14 protein-coding genes are annotated in these 15,166 nt (G+C 68.7%); 3 read left to right on the top strand and 11 right to left on the bottom strand.

Annotation, left to right across the window (positions count from 1 at the left end; genetic code table 11):
* Positions 1–9: 9 nt before the first annotated feature.
* Entirely contained in the window at positions 10–537 is a 528-nt protein-coding gene (locus tag WT53_RS14890) for a GNAT family N-acetyltransferase (RefSeq protein WP_034204501.1), read from the bottom strand.
* A gap of 85 nt (positions 538–622) precedes the next feature.
* Between WT53_RS14890 and WT53_RS14885 the strand changes: the two genes are divergently transcribed.
* Together WT53_RS14885 and WT53_RS14880 are read left to right on the top strand one after the other, a co-directional pair.
* Complete coding sequence (locus WT53_RS14885) at positions 623–1,234, top strand: LysE family translocator (RefSeq protein ID WP_034204500.1); 612 nt, start codon at positions 623–625, stop codon at positions 1,232–1,234.
* 54 nt (positions 1,235–1,288) lie between these two features.
* A complete protein-coding gene (locus WT53_RS14880) occupies positions 1,289–2,245 on the top strand; it encodes an alpha/beta fold hydrolase (RefSeq protein WP_034204499.1) in 957 nt (318 codons plus the stop codon).
* On the opposite strand, the gene WT53_RS14875 is transcribed toward WT53_RS14880, so the two are convergent.
* Positions 2,246–3,166 carry a phosphatidylinositol-specific phospholipase C gene (locus tag WT53_RS14875; RefSeq protein WP_155294367.1) on the bottom strand — a complete coding sequence of 307 codons (921 nt, stop codon included), beginning with the start codon at positions 3,164–3,166 and terminating at the stop codon, positions 2,246–2,248.
* Positions 3,167–3,172: 6 nt separating this feature from the next.
* On the opposite strand from WT53_RS14875, the gene WT53_RS14870 reads away from it, so the two are divergent.
* The gene (locus WT53_RS14870) at positions 3,173–4,195 is read left to right on the top strand and encodes a LacI family DNA-binding transcriptional regulator (protein WP_034204498.1); all 1,023 of its coding nucleotides are present in this window, start codon (positions 3,173–3,175) and stop codon (positions 4,193–4,195) included.
* A gap of 32 nt (positions 4,196–4,227) precedes the next feature.
* Here WT53_RS14870 and WT53_RS14865 read toward each other — a convergent pair whose 3' ends face one another.
* The 9 genes from WT53_RS14865 to WT53_RS14825 form a co-directional block, all read right to left on the bottom strand.
* Entirely contained in the window at positions 4,228–5,088 is an 861-nt protein-coding gene (locus WT53_RS14865; RefSeq protein WP_034206143.1) for a carbohydrate ABC transporter permease, read from the bottom strand.
* A complete protein-coding gene (locus tag WT53_RS14860) occupies positions 5,085–5,954 on the bottom strand; it encodes a carbohydrate ABC transporter permease (RefSeq protein WP_034204497.1) in 870 nt (289 codons plus the stop codon). The genes WT53_RS14865 and WT53_RS14860 overlap by 4 nt, the downstream gene beginning before the upstream one ends.
* Positions 5,955–5,988: 34 nt before the next feature.
* Positions 5,989–7,227: an ABC transporter substrate-binding protein gene (locus WT53_RS14855; RefSeq protein ID WP_034204496.1), complete on the bottom strand. Its 1,239-nt coding sequence runs from the start codon at positions 7,225–7,227 to the stop codon at positions 5,989–5,991.
* A 270-nt stretch (positions 7,228–7,497) separates the two neighbouring features.
* Entirely contained in the window at positions 7,498–8,706 is a 1,209-nt protein-coding gene (locus WT53_RS14850; RefSeq protein WP_034204495.1) for a porin, read from the bottom strand.
* Positions 8,707–8,867: 161 nt separating this feature from the next.
* Entirely contained in the window at positions 8,868–9,806 is a 939-nt protein-coding gene (locus WT53_RS14845) for a helix-turn-helix domain-containing protein (protein ID WP_034204494.1), read from the bottom strand.
* A 70-nt stretch (positions 9,807–9,876) separates the two neighbouring features.
* Positions 9,877–10,467: a DUF3156 family protein gene (locus WT53_RS14840; RefSeq protein WP_034204493.1), complete on the bottom strand. Its 591-nt coding sequence runs from the start codon at positions 10,465–10,467 to the stop codon at positions 9,877–9,879.
* A complete protein-coding gene (locus WT53_RS14835; RefSeq protein ID WP_059823116.1) occupies positions 10,464–11,966 on the bottom strand; it encodes an APC family permease in 1,503 nt (500 codons plus the stop codon). Before WT53_RS14835 ends, WT53_RS14840 begins: the two co-directional genes overlap by 4 nt.
* A 241-nt stretch (positions 11,967–12,207) precedes the next feature.
* Positions 12,208–13,548, bottom strand: coding sequence for an aspartate aminotransferase family protein (locus WT53_RS14830; protein WP_059502710.1), 1,341 nt, complete (start codon positions 13,546–13,548; stop codon positions 12,208–12,210).
* 58 nt (positions 13,549–13,606) lie between these two features.
* Entirely contained in the window at positions 13,607–15,109 is a 1,503-nt protein-coding gene (locus WT53_RS14825) for an aldehyde dehydrogenase family protein (protein WP_060260392.1), read from the bottom strand.
* Positions 15,110–15,166: the final 57 nt, after the last annotated feature.

Genomic DNA, 15,166 nt, shown 5'->3' with positions numbered 1-15,166 from the left:
TACCGAGCATCAGGCCGCCACGGCGCGCCGCATGAACACGCGCCGCGTTTCGTCGAGACCGAGCGCGACGTGGTGTGCGCGGATCGCGCGCAGCGCGTCGTCGAGCGATGCGTCGTCGATGATGTGAAAACCGAGGCGCGCGTAATAAGGCGCGTTCCACGGCGCGTCGCGGAACGTCGACAGCACGACCTCAACGATGCCGTCTTGCGCGGCGCGCGTCATGATCTGCTCGATCAGGCGCGCGCCGATCCGCTGCCCCGCATGCGACGGCGCGACATCCAGTTCCTCCAGATACAGCCGCTGCGCATCGAGTAGCCGGTAGAACACGAATCCCACGCACGCGCCTTGCGGATCGACCGCCACATTCGCGCGACCGCCGTCGATCCGCTCGAGCACGGCAGCCGCATCGGTCGGCTCGCCGTCGGCGATATCGGCCATGCCGATCGCGCGAAACCGCTGCGCGGCGGCGACTTCCACGGCGGCCATCGCGGCCGCGTCTTCCCGCGTGGCGGGGCGAATCAGGATCGATGCAGGCATGACGACAATTCAGTCAGGCAGTCTGGAACGGCCGTCACTATAATCGAAACCTCAGACGTTTCGAACGCCCCCCACGAGGCCTGCCATGACGTTGTCCGCCCTCGCCGTCTTCGCCTTCGCGTTGCTCGTCACCGCCGGCACGCCCGGCCCGAGCGTCGCCGCGCTCGTCGCCCGCGTGCTGACGAACGGCGTGCGCGACGTGCTGCCGTTTCTCGCCGCGATGTGGCTCGGCGAAGCGCTGTGGCTCACGCTCGCGGTCGCGGGGCTGTCCGCGTTCGTGCGCACGTTCGCGACCGGCCTGATCGTGCTCAAGCTGCTCGGCGTCGCGTATCTGCTGTTCCTGGCATGGAAGATGTGGACCGCGCCCACGTCGGCGGGCACGGACGCGCTGCCGACCGGCCAGTCGCCGTGGCGCATGTTCGTGGCCGGCATGCTGGTCACGCTCGGCAACCCGAAGATCATGCTGTTCTATCTTGCGCTGCTGCCGACGATCGTCGATCTGACGCATGTCGGCGTGGTCGCCTGGGCCGAACTCGTCGGCACGATGCTCGTGGTCCTGATTCTTGCCGACTGCTTCTGGTCGCTGCTCGCTTCGCGTGCGCGTGCGTTGCTCACGTCGGCACGCGCGAAGCGGATCGCGAACCGCACGAGCGCGACCGCGATGACCGGTGCGGCGGTGGCGATCGCGACGCGGTAAGCCGCCGCCCGGCGCGCATCGCGCGTCCCTTTCTCCGTCGCCTCGGGAATCGACATGAAAACCTGGCTATCGGCTGTCCTGCTCTGCCTGTGCACAACGGTCGCGCACGCGGCCGGTGTCAAGTTCGTCCGGATCCCCGCCGATGCATCCGGCCCGGAGCTGCGTGCGATCGTGTGGACGCCGTGCGCGGAGGCGATGCAAACGCTCACGATCGGCCCTTACACGCTGAAAGGACGTCGCGACTGCCCGACCGCGGGCGACAAGCTGCCGCTCGTCGTGATCTCGCACGGTCATGGCGGCACGTTCGTCGGCCATCACGATCTCGCCGAAACGCTTGCCGATGCGGGGTACGTCGTCGCGGCGATCAACCATCCGGGCGACACGTTCTCCGACATGAGCCGCGCGGCCGACCTGCAGAACTTCGTCGAGCGTCCGGCAGATATCAAGCGACTGGTCGACTACATGCTCGCTCACGCGCCGGATGCCGCGCACATCGACCCGGCACGTATCGGCTTCTTCGGCTTTTCGCGCGGCGGCTATACCGGCCTCGTGCTGGCCGGCGGCAATCCGGATTTCGCTCATGCGCCGGTCGCCTGCCCTGATCCGACCTGGCCGATCTGCAAGCAGATCCGGGCCGGTGACCTGCCGAAGGCGCCGCTGATGCACGACTCGCGCATCAAGGCGTACGTGCTGGCCGATCCGCTCGATGAATTTCCAACCTCGGATACGGTGAAGAACATCCGTGCGCCGATCCAACTCTGGGCATCGGAGGAAGGCGGCGACGGCGTGACGCCGGATACGGCCCCCGCGCTGGCCGCGCTACTACCGCAACGGCCTGAATTCCATGTCGTGCCGAATTCAGCGCACTTCGCGTTTCTCGCACCATGCCCCGAACGGTTGGCCCACGACGCACCCGACATCTGCACCGACGCGAAGGGATTCGATCGCGCCGCGTTCCACGAAACGCTCGACGCCAAGGCACTCGCGTTCTTCAACGCGAATCTTCGCTGACTAGCAGCGAAACGCCTTGCGCCAGCCGCCCTGCTCCGGCGCGCGATCGTTGCATTCGATCAGCGCACGCACCAGCGCCCAGTTGTCGTCGTCGCAGAAATCGAGCAGCACCGCGCCGTACGGGCCGCGCTGCTCGCGCAAGCGCTCGGCCAGTCGCGCATGAATTCCCTGCACCCGGCCATCGCCGAATGCGACCACCGACGGATTCGCCCCCATCCCCGTTCCGCTGCAGAAACTGAGCGCCCAGCGGCCGCTGTCCGGCAACGGCAGATGCGTCAGCAGCGCGTCGATCGCGCGCCACTTCCATGCGATCGACGCGGCCACCGGCACGCGATATTCATCCTGGATCACGAAGGCGCCGTCCGGATGGTCGATCGTAAACGTCGCGTTGTCGGGCCACGCGGTCAAGTCGATGCCGAGCGGCCGGCCGCTCCGAAAGCGCCGCAACAGCACGACCGCGCCGCGCACGTCGCCGAGCGTCGGCAGCGTGCCGCCGGCATGCCAGCGCAGCCGCGGATGCCGCGCGCGATGCACGTCGAACGTCGCATCGAAACCGCGCGTGCACGCATGCGCCGGCCACTCGTCCTTCACCGACATCACGATGCATTCGCGCGGATGCGCATCGAGAAAGCGCGTACAGGTCGCGAGCACGTCGTCGAACGTCATGCCGAGCGCGATGCCGCCGTGATGGATATCGAACGCATCGCGCACGTGCCGGCAGCGGATGTCGAGCAGCCGCACGCCATGCGCGAGCTGCGCATCGAGCGGCGCACGCTGCGTGCGCACCAGCCGATCGTCGACCGTATACGCACAGGTGTCATGGCTGCCCGGTAGGGTCAGCGTATGCAGCGGCCGCGCGTCGTCGAGCGCCGACATCCAGTCGGCAGGCGGCATGCACGTATCGTGGCGCGAAGGAATCATGAATCGATGAGTGACAAGGAAAGAAAACCGTGGGTGACGGCGTCGGATGTCGCGGCGCGGGCCGGCGTGTCGCGCTCCGCAGTGTCGCGCGCGTTCTCGCCGACGGCAAGCATCGCACCGCAAACCCGCGAGCGCGTGATGGTCGCCGCGCGTGCGCTCGGCTATCAGGTCAACCTGATCGCGCGCGACATGATCACGCAGCGCAGCAGCATGATCGGCGTCGTGACGGCCGGGTTCGAGAACCCGTTCCGCGCGCGGCTGCTGTCGGACCTGATGGCCGCGCTCGGGCAGCGCGCGCTCACGCCGCTCGTGACCAATGCGGAAGATCCGCGCCAGGTCCGGCAATCGCTCGAACGACTGCTCAGCTACCGGATCGCTGGCCTCGTGATGACGTCCGCATCGCCGCCGCTGTCGGTCGCGCAGCAGTATCTCGAACACCGGATTCCGGTCGTGATGATCAACCGCGAAGCGAATCTGCCGGGCGCGGACGTGGTCGTCAGCGACAACGCGGTGGGCGCCGTCCACGCCGCGCAGCGGCTCGTGCGGGCCGGCGCGCGCCGGCTCGCGTTCGTCGGGCCGCGCAGCGCGAGCTACAGCGCGCGGTCGCGTGCCGCGGCGTTCGAACAGGCGATCGGGCAACGCGACGCGATCGACGCGACGCTCGTACGCGTGCTCGACACGCCGTCCGACACCCATGCCAGCGGCATCGACGCCGCGAGGCAACTGTTGGCGACCGGCGAACGGCCCGACGGCGTGTTCTGCTCGTCCGACCTGCTCGCGCTCGGCGTGATCGACGTCGCGCGCCGCGAATTCGGCTTGCGCGTGCCGGACGACCTGCGCGTGATCGGCTTCGACGACATCCCCGCCGCCGAATACGACGCATATCGGCTGACGACGCTGCAACAGGACACGCGCGGCCTCGCGCACGCGGCGATCGACCTGCTCGCCGACCGGATGCAGACGTTCGACGGCCCGTCGCGCACCTGCGTCGTACCGGTCACGCAGGTGGTGCGGGCCAGTTGCGCGTGACGGCGCGGAACCGGGCACGGCTGCGCCGCGCGTCACTTCAACCCGCCCGCGAACCCGCGCAACAGATAGCGCTGCACATAGCCGGCCACGGCGAGCGTAGGCAGCGACGCCATCAGTCCCGCGCTCATCAGGTCGCCCCAGTCGATGCCGTTCTCCGTCACGTAGCCGGCAATCGCGAGCGGCAGCGTGAAGCGGCTCGGCGTCGACACGAACAGCAGCGCGATCAGGAATTCGTTCCAGGCCGCGATGAACACGAAGATCGCGGTCGCGATCAGCCCCGGCGCGCACAGCGGCAGCACGATCTGCACGAGCCGCCGTGCAAGCCCCGCGCCATCGATGCACGCCGCTTCCTCGTATTCGATCGGCACGTCGCGCACGAACGCGAGCAGCATCCAGATCGCCATCGGCAACGCGTAGAGCTGGTACGCGAGCATCAGGCCGAGCGTCGAATCGAGCAGGTGCAGCCGCTTCGCGAGCGCGAACAGCGGCACCGCGATCGTGATCGGCGGCATCAGCTTCAACGCCAGCACGAGCACCAGGAACAGCAGGTCGAGCCGCGCCGGAAACCGCAGCCGCACGAGCGCATACGCGGCCGGAAACGCGAGCGCCAGCGCGAGCAGCGTCGTGCCGAAGCCGACCAGCAGCGAATTGGCGAGCGGCGCGCCGATGCCGTTGGACCACACCGACGAAAAATGCTCGACCGTCGGTGCGGCCGGCCAGATCCGCAACGGATGATCGAGGCGTTCGAGCGTCGGCATGAAGGCGGCGCCTGCCATCCACAGACACGGCAGCAGCAACAGCGCGAGCGCGACGATGCGCAGCGCCCACGGCACCACGCAACCGAATACGGCGCCCGTTCGCGCGCGAGATATGCCCGCCGATCGCGTCGTCATGCGCGCCGCTTGCGAACCGTCTGCCATACGTACCCCGAGACCAGCAGCGCGGACGCCGCGAGCATCAGCACCGACGCGGCACTCGCCGGCCCGACGTTGAAGAAGCGGAAGCCCGTGTCGTAGATATAGGTCGACAGCGTCTGCGTCGCATTGCCGGGGCCGCCGCCCGTCAGTGCATAGACCTTGTCGAACAGCTTGAACGTGTCGATCGAGCGCAGCAGCAACGCAAGGCCGATCTGCGGCGCCGCGAGCGGCAGCGTGATGTCGCGCAGGCACTGCCACTCGCTCGCGCCGTCGGTGCGTGCGGCTTCGTACAGTTCCTGCGGGATCGACTGCAGCCCGGCCAGCACGATCAGGAACGCCATCGGCGTCCACTGCCACACGTCGACGAGCGCGAGCGACCACAGCGCGAGGTGCGGATCGGACAGCCAGCGCACGCCGTCGACGCCGAACGCCGCGAGCAGCGCGTTGAGGAAACCGTCGAAGTTCAGCCAGTTGCGCCAGATCGCCGAGCACACGAGCGTGGACAGCATCATCGGCAGGATCGCGAGCGGCAGCGCGATGCGCCGCCCCGGAAACGCGCGCACGAACAGCATCGCGAGGCCGAAGCCCAGCGCGACTTCGGCGAGCGACGCGACGAGCGTGAAGCGCAGCGTGTTGCCGAAGCCGGCCGCAAACGCATCGTCGCCGAGCACCGCGCGATAATTCGCGAGCCCCGCGAACGCGCGGCGGCCGGCCGCGTAATCGACCCGGCAGAACGAGTCGATCAGCACCTGCGCGACCGGATACAGCGCGAGCGCGGCGAGCACCAGCAGCGCCGGCCCGAGCAGCGCGACGAACGGCAGGCTGCGGCCGAACGCTCTCATGCGGAACGCCCGGCCAACGGATCGACGGGCGCGCTCACTTGCCGGCCGCGGCCGTCGCCTGCGCGATCTTCTGCCGCGCCTGGCGCAGCGCGGCATCGGGCGCGGCCTGCCCCGTCAACGCGAGCTGCAACTGATCGCCGAGAATGCTCTCGACCTGCTGCCAGTCCTTCACGCGCGGCCGCGCGCGGCCCGCCTCGAGCGCCTTCAGTTGATCGGGATACCAGCGGTACTGACGCACCAGCGCCGGATCGTTGAAGACGCTGCGGCGAGTCGGCGGAATGCCGATGCCGGCGAGGCGCGTCTGCGTATCGCGCGCGCTCAGGTAAGCGAGGAAGTCCTGCGCCAGCTTCGCGTGCGGCGCGTCCTTCGGAATGCCCATCTGCCAGATGCCGAGCATCGGCGCCGGGCCCGCGGTCTGCCCCGGCGGCGGCTGCAGCGCGATCTGCCCGACCACGCGCGACTGCTTCGGATCGTCGAGCGCCGGCACCCACGCCGGCCATACCTCGATCGACTGCGCGGCCGTGCCGCGCTGCAATGCGTCGCGCACTTCGGCCGCCCCGTACACGTCGACGTCCTTCGGTGCGAACGCCTTCAGCGCGAGGAACGTCTTCAGTGCAGCCTGCGCTTCGCGCGAATCGATCGTCACGTTGCCGGCATGGTCGAACACGTCGCCGCCGTACGCCCACAGGATCGGCAGGAACCCCGTGACGACCGGATTGCCCTTCGTGCCGCGGAACACGACGCCCGAGACGCTCTTGTCCGCGCCGCCGACGGTCTGCGCGATCTTCAGCACGTCGTCCCAGTTGCGCGGCGGCTGCAGCTTGTACTTCGCGAGCAGATCCTTGCGGTACGCGAACATCTCGACGTTGCCGACGATCGGCAGCGCGTACAGCGCGCCGGCCGCATTGCGGCCGAGCGCGACGGCGGACGGCACGAGATCGGCGTCCGCGAGCGACGCGGGCAGCGGCTTCAGCCAGCCGTTGCCGATGAATTCGGGCGCCCACGTGTCGTCCATCATCACGAGATCGTAAGCGCCCGTGCCTTCGCGCATCGACAGCTTGAGCTTCTGGTACAGGTTCGCGTTCGGCAGCTTGAGCAGTTCGATCTCGGTGCCCGGATGCAGCTTGTTGAAACCGGCGATGGCGTCGGTCAGCCCTTTGCCGTAGATGTCGTCGCGGCCTGCGATGACGAGATCGGCGGCCACGGCGTGCATGGCGGCGAAGGACAGCGCAAGGGCGACGGACAGCGCGCGCAGGCGGCTCGGCAAGGTCATGAGGTCTCTCTCGTTCGGCGTGGTGGCGGGACGGCCAGGCGTTGCACACGTGTGCAACGCGGGGGACGCGGCTGGCCGCCTGATGCGAACGCCATTGTTCACGCCGATCGTTAAGAATTTGTGGCATACGGCGAATGCCGATGCGCGGCATGTGCCGTCGTACCGCTCGCGCCGGCCGTATCGATCGCGCCGCGACGCGACGGAGGTCGGGGGGCGGCCCGGCGCGCCATGCTCGCCCGGTCGCCCGCCTCATGCCCGCGGCCGCGGCCGTCAGAAGTTCACGCGAATCCCGGCCATCACCGCCAACTGCCGGCTCGAATTGCTGTTCGCGAGCACCGGAATCTGCGCATAGTTCGCCGCGTTGCCGTTCGCGTCGGTGCCGAGCCCCGTGCCGCTCGCGATCTGCCCGATCGCGACCGCATACAGCGCCGTGCGCTTCGACAGGCTGTAGTTCGTGCCGAGATTGATCTGATGGAACCGCGTCGTGCCACGCCCGTCCGTATGCGCGGCGTTGAAGAGGTACGCGACGCCGCCTTGCAGCGCCGGCGTGAACATGTACGTGACGTTCAGCTCGCCGACGTCGAACGTGAACGCCTGCGTGCGCGGCTGCGCGGCGCTCGAGAAATAGCGGCTGTCGCCCAGGCGCGTATGCGTGTAGGTCAGCGCGAGCGTCGCCGCGCCGAACGTGACCGACCCGCCCGCGCCGAATGCGCGCATCGAGCCGGCATCCTGCAGCAGGCAATACATCGCGCCCGCGTTGCTGCACGCGAAATCGCCGATATAGCCGCTCGCGCCGCCGAGCGCCGCGTCGAGCGGCTGATGCAGGTCGAGGTAGCCGACCGAGAACGCCACCGGCGCACGCGTGTACGTCGCGGCCACCGCATAGCCGCGCTTCGCGGAAAAATCGCCGGCCTGCCCACCGAAGCTGAACGTGCCGCCGAACGTGAGCCCGTTGAAATCGGCGCTGGTGAATTTCACCGCGTTGTTGAAGTTGAATGCGGCGTTCAGGTTGTCGACGTCGCCGAGATGCGAGCCGTACGGCGTCGCCCAGTTGTTGCTCGACACGTACGCGCCGAGCATGTCGGTGTACGAGTCGTATTGCCGGCCGAGGCCGAGCGTGCCGATCCCGTCCTGGCGCAGCCCGACCCATGCCTGCCGGCTGAATGCGGTGCCGCCCTGCAGCGCCTGCCCGCTCGCCGACAGGAACTGCTGCTCGAGCGTAAATACCGCATCGAGGCCGCCGCCGAGCGGCTCGGCGCCCTGGAAGCCGAAGCGGGACGGCACGAGATTGCCGCCGCCCATCTGCCATGCATGGCCGCCGCCCGTGCTGCCGTCGGCGCGCGTGAACTGCTGGTTGGTCGAATAGATGATGCCGGTGTCCACGGTGCCGTACAGCGTCACGCTCCCCGAAGTCTGCGCGTGCGCGTGCACGCAACCCAGCATGACCGCGGCCGCGGTCAGTCGTCGTCCGTTCTTCATGTCCCGCCCCTCCATGTTCATCGGTTCGCAGTGCAAATCGATGGCGTTGTCGATATGGGTGGCAGGACTTTATCCAGCGAAAATTCCGGACCCCTATCCCAAATCAGCAAACGGTGACGAGGACGGGCGACGCACGACGGCGCCGTCGCGGCAGGAGAACGTCATTCGGGGCGCAAGGTTTGCGACGGCAGCTCGCCGAACAGGTCGCGATACTCGCGCGCGAAATAGCCGAGATGCGTGAAGCCCCAGCTCGCGGCGGCTTCGCCGACGCCGAGCTGCTGCACCGGCGTCGTGCGCAGCAGGCGACGCACCGCGTTCAGCCGGATCGTGCGCAGGTAGCCGACCGGCGTGACGTCGGCCACGCGTTGAAAGCTCGTTTGCAGCGTGCGGCGGCTGCAGCGCAGCGCGCGGCACAGTTCGAGCACGGTGACGGGTTCTTCGGGCCGCTCGCGCAGATGCTTCTCGCAGCGGCTCACGATATCGCTGTAGGTGGCGTGCGTGATGTCGCGGCGCTCGACGCCGATGCCCTGTTCGAGCGCATCGAGGAACATGCCGAGCATCGCGTCGCGAAACATCTTGCGGGTGGCCGCGTATTCGAGGCAGCCCGGGTTGCGCTGGGCATCGTCGATCAGCGCCGACAACCGCATGCCGAGCGCGACGCCCTGCGCATCGGACAGCCGTGTCACGTGCCGCAGCCTGCGCGCGGCGGCCGCGCCGAATTCGGCTTCGCACAGCTCGTCGACCATGTCGGACGCCGCGCTGATCCCGACGAGCCCCATCCCTTCCGGCGTGTGGAATTCGAAATCCTCGCCGGCGCGCAGCGCGAGCAGCGCATAGCCGTCGACCGGCTGCCCCTGGAACGTACCCGCGAGCGGCACGGACAGCGGCACCGCGAGCGACGTGCGCCCGAGCGGCGCGAGCCCCGTTTGCGCGACCCGCCGGTTGGTCGTCTCGCGGAAGAAGTGGAAATCGTCGTACAGCACCTGCGTGACGGTGCCCTTGAAGCGGCCCGGCGTCATCTGACGATAGACCTGATGCCAGCCCGCGATCGCGAGCCCGTGATCGTGCACGTCTTCGTGCGAGCGTGACTGGAACAGCATCGGCGTCTCCGGTAAAACCCTCGGGTGCTGGACGCGGCCGCCGGGTTCGCGCGGCACGCATCGCCATAGCTTACCCTCGCAAAATCCTGCGTAGTGCGGTTTCGAACGCGAGACAGGCCGCCGACAGCGCGGCGGCCTGCTCGTCGATCAGCCTGACATAGCGGCGAAACGACGGCATCCGGTTCACGACCTCGCTGCCGCCGAACGGCATGATCGCGAGCATCCAGCGGCCGTCGCGCGCGTCGATCGCGCAGTCGGTCAGGTGCAGCGGCCGCAGCGCGTCGGCCAGCGCCGGCTCGGCGATCAATGCGGCCAGCGCGTCGACGAAGCGCGGGTCGCATCCGGGCGCGGGCGCCGCCTCGATGCCGGTGCGACGCAGCCAGCCGGTCTGTCGCACGCGCGCGCTGCCCCGCGCGGCCGGGCCGTCGGCGGCTGCCGTCACCTTCACGCCGACCGTATGCATCAGGAACTGGCGCTCGACGCACTCGTCGATGCTCACGCGCACGCCGTTCGACAGCCGCGCCGTGACGCCACCGACGCCGCCGTCGGCATCGCGCACGGCCCGCAGATCGGCGAGCACGCGCGCGGCGATCGCGCCGGGGCGGTGACCGGGCGGCGGCGCATCGGGCGCCGCGCGCCACCGGGCGAGCACGGCCTTCACGGCGCGACGTGCTCGTTGCGCAGCACGTCCTCGACTGGCACCGGCTTGAACGGATGCCGGCGCTGCACGACGAGCGTCCAGAACAGCGCGTACAGCGCGGTGAGCCCGAGCATCGCGCCGAACGGCACGTAGATGTCGCGCGGGTTCATGCCGGGCGGCGTGATGTACCAGATCGCGAGCACGATACCGACGCTCGACACGATCTGCGGCAGCGGGAACAGCGGCGAACGGTACGGCCGCGGCAGGTCCGGGCGGCGGATACGCAGCATCACGACCGACGCGGTGACGAGCAGGTACGCGGTGCCCCACGCGCAGGTCGCGGCGAGCACCAGATGCAGGATGCTGTCGAGATTGCCGTTGATCAGCCACGCATGGAAGATCGGCACGATCGCCGACGCGACGATGCCGACCACGGGCGTCTTGAAACGCGGATGCAGGTACGCGAAGCAGCGCGGCAGCGCGCCGTCGATCGCCATCCCGTACAGGATGCGCGGCAGCCCGGCCATCAGCGTGTTGATCGTCGCGGCGCCCGCGCACAGGAACGCGATGCCGAACCACACGCGGCCGAACGGCCCGAGCACCTGCAGCGCGAACGCGGGAATCGCGCCCGGCGTGTCGAGCAGGTGCGTGAGGCCGTCGGGGCTCACCGGCACGTTGGCGACCTGGCGGCGGATCGCCGCGCCGTACAGGAACATGCAGATCGCGACGCCGACGAGGCCGAGCGCCATCGCGCGCGGGATCGTGCGGCCCGGCGCCTTCATTTCCGGCGCGAGCGGCGTGACGAACTCGCAGCCGACGAACATGAACATCGCCATCCCGACCAGCGACAGCACGGCCGGGATCGACGTGCCGACTTCCGAGCCGCCGAACCAGCCGTCGAGATGCACGGCCGGCGCGGCCGCGAGCCCGAGGATCCCGAAGATCATCAGCGACAGCCACATGCCTGCCGTCAGCACGATCTCGAGCTTGCTGAACACCTTGATGCCGACGATGTTGGTGATCGCGAACGTGATCACGAGGCCGACGCCGACGAGCCATGAACTGTTGTGCTTCTCGAACGCGGCGTTCAGCGATTCGAAGTTTACGAGCGCCATGATGCCGCTCAGGATCGTCTCCGCCGTGCCGGCGAACACGTGCACGAGGAAATACGCGGAAATCGTGCCGGTGATCGCCCAGAAGCGGCCGAGCCCGCACGACAGGTAATCGTAAACCGAGCCGGCCGTCGGCAGCATCGCGGCGGCTTCGGAGAACGTGGTCGCCTGCGCCTGCATCATCACGAACGCGACGATCATCGCGACCGCGAACGCCCAGCCGCCCATCCCGAAGCCCGACGTCGCGGTGAGGATCACCGGGCTCGCCATGATGAGGCCGACGGCGCTCGCCAGCGCGGTCGGGAAACCGACCGCACCGGCCTTCAATGCGGCGCCGCCGCCCGCTTCAGCCGGCGAGCCGGCGGGCGTATCGCCCGCGGCGCCGGTCATTCCCGACCATCCCGACATCGTTGTCTCCTTCGTAGGTGGGCCCGAACCGGCGCTTCGTCGGCGGCCGGGGCCGGATGCTCTGCGGTTGGCCCCGGGCGGGCGGTGCTTCAGCACGACGAGACCCGGGCCCCTTGTCGATCACGGCGTGATCCGATGTCGAAAAAATACGCAGGCAAAATAATCCGGTCATAGCGCAAATCGGCAAACCCGCGATGGCGTTTACCCTCCGCCGCGGGTTTGCCGTCATGCGGTCACGCCGTCATGCGAACGGTACGGCCTCGAAGCCGGCCGCGAGCGCATCGACGATCCGGTCGAGCTGTTCGCGCTGGATCACGAGCGGCGGCGACAGGATGATCTTCGTGCCGACCGGACGCACCAGCACGCCGTTCTCGCGCGCGACTTCCGCGACCGCGTTCGCATAGCCCGACAGCGGATCGATCGGCTCGCGCGTGTCCTTGTTCGCGACGAGATCGAGCGCGAGCATCAGCCCCTTGCCGCGCGCCTCGCCGACCGCCGCGAAGCGTTCCGCGAACGGCTGCAGCGCTTCGAGCAGATACGCGCCCTGCTTCGCCGCATTCGCCGGCAGGTCTTCCTTCACGACGATGTCGAGGCTCGCGATCGCGGCCGCGCATGCGACCGGGTGGCCGGCGTACGTGTAGCCGTGCATGATCGCTCCCCCGAAATCGGCATTCGCGGCGAACGCGTCCTCGATCCGCGCGTTCACGACCGTCGCGCCGAGCGGCACGTAGCCCGACGAAATCCCCTTCGCGAGACACATGATGTCCGGGCGCACGCCCCAGCCGCGGCTGCCGAACAGGCTGCCGCTGCGGCCGAAGCCCGTCACGACTTCGTCGGCGATCAGCAGCACGCCGTAGCGGTCGCACACCTCGCGCACCAGCGGCCAGTAATTGGCCGGCGGCACGATCACGCCGCCCGCGCCCTGGATCGGCTCCGCGATGAACGCGGCGACGGTGTCCGGGCTCTGGAACTGGATCTCGCGCTCGAGCATTTCCGCGCAGATCCGGCCGAGTTCGTCCGGGTCCTGCGTGAACGGGTTGCGGTACGGCCACGGCGTCTCGACGTGGAAGCAGCCGGGCAGGTTCGGTTCGTAGTTGCGGCGGAACACCGTGTTGCCGTTCACCGACGCGCCGCCGAAATGCGTGCCGTGATAACCCTGCTTCAGCGAAATGAACTTCGTGCGATCGGCCTGGCCGCGCACCTTCCAGTACTGGCGGGCGATCTTCAGCGCGGTCTCGATCGAATCGGAGCCGCCCGAGCTGTACAGCACGCGGCGCATCCCTTCCGGTTCGAGCATGTCGATCAGCTTCTTCGACAGCTCCTCGGCCCGCGGATGCGAAATGCCGTCGAACAGCTGGAAGTATTCGAGCTCGTCGAGCTGACGCACGATCGCGTCCTTCACTTCCTGGCGGTTGTGGCCGACGTTCACGTTCCACAGGCCCGCGACGCCGTCGACGAGCTTGCGCCCCTCCTCGTCGAACACGTAGCAGCCGTCGCCGCGCACGATACGGATCGGCTTGCGCTGTTTCATTTCGTTCGGGTGCAGCATCGGATGCCAGAACTTCGCTTCGTTGTAGCTCATTGCAGTCTCCATGGTCGGATCGGTTGAATCGGTTCGTTCGGGTTCGAGCGCCGCGCGTTCAGTGCGCGATGCAGACGGATTTGGTTTCGGTGAAGCCTTCGATCGCGTACTGACCGAATTCGCGGCCGATGCCCGATTGCTTGTAGCCGCCGAACGGCATCGACGGATCGAGCGGGATATGGCAGTTCACCCACACGGTGCCGGCCTCGATCCGCGGCACCAGGTTCATCACGCGTGTCAGGTCGTTGCTCCAGATGCTCGCGGCGAGGCCGTACGGCGACGCGTTCGCGAGGCGCACCGCGTCGGCCGCGTCGTCGAACGGCACGACGACGATCACCGGGCCGAAGACCTCGTCGCGCACGATCGCGCTGTCCGGATGCGGATCGGCGATCACGGCCGGCTTCACGTAATAGCCGGGCAGATCGTCGGCCGGCGTGCCGCCCGCGAGGAACGTGAGACCCGCGCGGCGCGCGCCTTCGATGTGCTCGACGACCTTGTCGCGATGGTGCGCGGAGACCAGCGGGTTGATCTGCGCGGTGGTGTCGAGGCCCGCGCCGAGCTTCATCGACCGCGCGACGCCCGCGAGGCCCTCCGCGAGCGACGCGAACTTGCTGCGATGCACGTAGATGCGCGACGCGGCCGCGCATACCTGCCCCTGGTTGAAGAACGCGCCGGCGGCCACCCCGTCGAGCGCCTGCGCGACGTCGACGTCGTCGAGCATCACGATCGGGTTCTTGCCGCCGAGTTCGAGCGAGAAGCGCGTCATGTTCTGCACGGCCGCCGCGCCGACCAGCTTGCCGGTCGCGGTCGATCCGGTGAACGAGATCTTCGCGATCGACGGATGGCTCGCGAGCGCCGCGCCGCAGACGCGCCCGCCCGTGACCACGTTGAACACGCCGGGCGGCACGCCGGCGTCGAGCGCGAGCTCGGCCAGGCGCAGCGCGGTGAGCGGCGTTTCCGGCGACGGCTTCAGCACGATCGTGCAGCCGGCCGCGAGCGCGGGAATCAGCTTCCACACCGCGATCATCAGCGGGAAATTCCACGGCACGATCGCGGCGACCACGCCCACGGGCTCCTTGCGCGTATAGGCCGTATAGCGCGCGCCGGGCGGGAACGGGATCGACACGTCGAGCGTCTGGCCGGTGATCTTGGTCGCCCAGCCGGCCATGTAGCGCACGTATTCGACGCTCGCGCCGACCTCGATCGCGCGCGACACGTGAATCGACTTGCCCTGGTTCAGCGTTTCGAGCTGCGCGAGCGTTTCGGCATCGGCTTCGATCAGGTCCGCGAGTTTCAGCAGGATGCGTTCGCGGTCGGCCGGCCGCAGCCCGCTCCACACGCGCGCGTCGAATGCGTGTTTCGCGCTCGCGACCGCACGGTCGACGTCGTGCGCGTCCGCATCGGCGACGGTCGCGAGCCGCTCGCCCGTGGCCGGGTCGTACACGTCGAGCCGCGCGGCCGCGTGCGCGGGCTGCATTGCACCGTCGATGAAGAGGCCGAAATCGCGCGCGACGAAAGTGCGCACGGTGTCGCTGACGGCGACGAAGTTCGTGTTGCTCATGGGCGTCTCGTTGATGGTCGTGGCTGGACCGCGTGCCGGTGCGGCACGCGGGCGTCG

This window comes from Burkholderia sp. MSMB2157WGS, assembly GCF_001532755.1.
GTDB lineage: Bacteria > Pseudomonadota > Gammaproteobacteria > Burkholderiales > Burkholderiaceae > Burkholderia.
The sequence above is the reverse complement of the archived record's forward strand: the minus strand, read 5'-3'. Positions and strand labels throughout refer to the sequence as shown.

Bases quoted from the DNA above. Each gene is read 5' to 3' on its own strand.
- WT53_RS14890 (WP_034204501.1), bottom strand. From the start codon at position 537: ATGCCTGCATCGATCCTGATTCGCCCCGCCACGCGGGAAGACGCGGCC.
- WT53_RS14885 (WP_034204500.1), top strand. From the start codon at position 623: ATGACGTTGTCCGCCCTCGCCGTCTTCGCCTTCGCGTTGCTCGTCACC.
- WT53_RS14880 (WP_034204499.1), top strand. From the start codon at position 1,289: ATGAAAACCTGGCTATCGGCTGTCCTGCTCTGCCTGTGCACAACGGTC.
- WT53_RS14875 (WP_155294367.1), bottom strand. From the start codon at position 3,166: ATGATTCCTTCGCGCCACGATACGTGCATGCCGCCTGCCGACTGGATG.
- WT53_RS14870 (WP_034204498.1), top strand. From the start codon at position 3,173: ATGAGTGACAAGGAAAGAAAACCGTGGGTGACGGCGTCGGATGTCGCG.
- WT53_RS14865 (WP_034206143.1), bottom strand. From the start codon at position 5,088: ATGACGACGCGATCGGCGGGCATATCTCGCGCGCGAACGGGCGCCGTA.
- WT53_RS14860 (WP_034204497.1), bottom strand. From the start codon at position 5,954: ATGAGAGCGTTCGGCCGCAGCCTGCCGTTCGTCGCGCTGCTCGGGCCG.
- WT53_RS14855 (WP_034204496.1), bottom strand. From the start codon at position 7,227: ATGACCTTGCCGAGCCGCCTGCGCGCGCTGTCCGTCGCCCTTGCGCTG.
- WT53_RS14850 (WP_034204495.1), bottom strand. From the start codon at position 8,706: ATGAAGAACGGACGACGACTGACCGCGGCCGCGGTCATGCTGGGTTGC.
- WT53_RS14845 (WP_034204494.1), bottom strand. From the start codon at position 9,806: ATGCTGTTCCAGTCACGCTCGCACGAAGACGTGCACGATCACGGGCTC.
- WT53_RS14835 (WP_059823116.1), bottom strand. From the start codon at position 11,966: ATGTCGGGATGGTCGGGAATGACCGGCGCCGCGGGCGATACGCCCGCC.
- WT53_RS14830 (WP_059502710.1), bottom strand. From the start codon at position 13,548: ATGAGCTACAACGAAGCGAAGTTCTGGCATCCGATGCTGCACCCGAAC.
- WT53_RS14825 (WP_060260392.1), bottom strand. From the start codon at position 15,109: ATGAGCAACACGAACTTCGTCGCCGTCAGCGACACCGTGCGCACTTTC.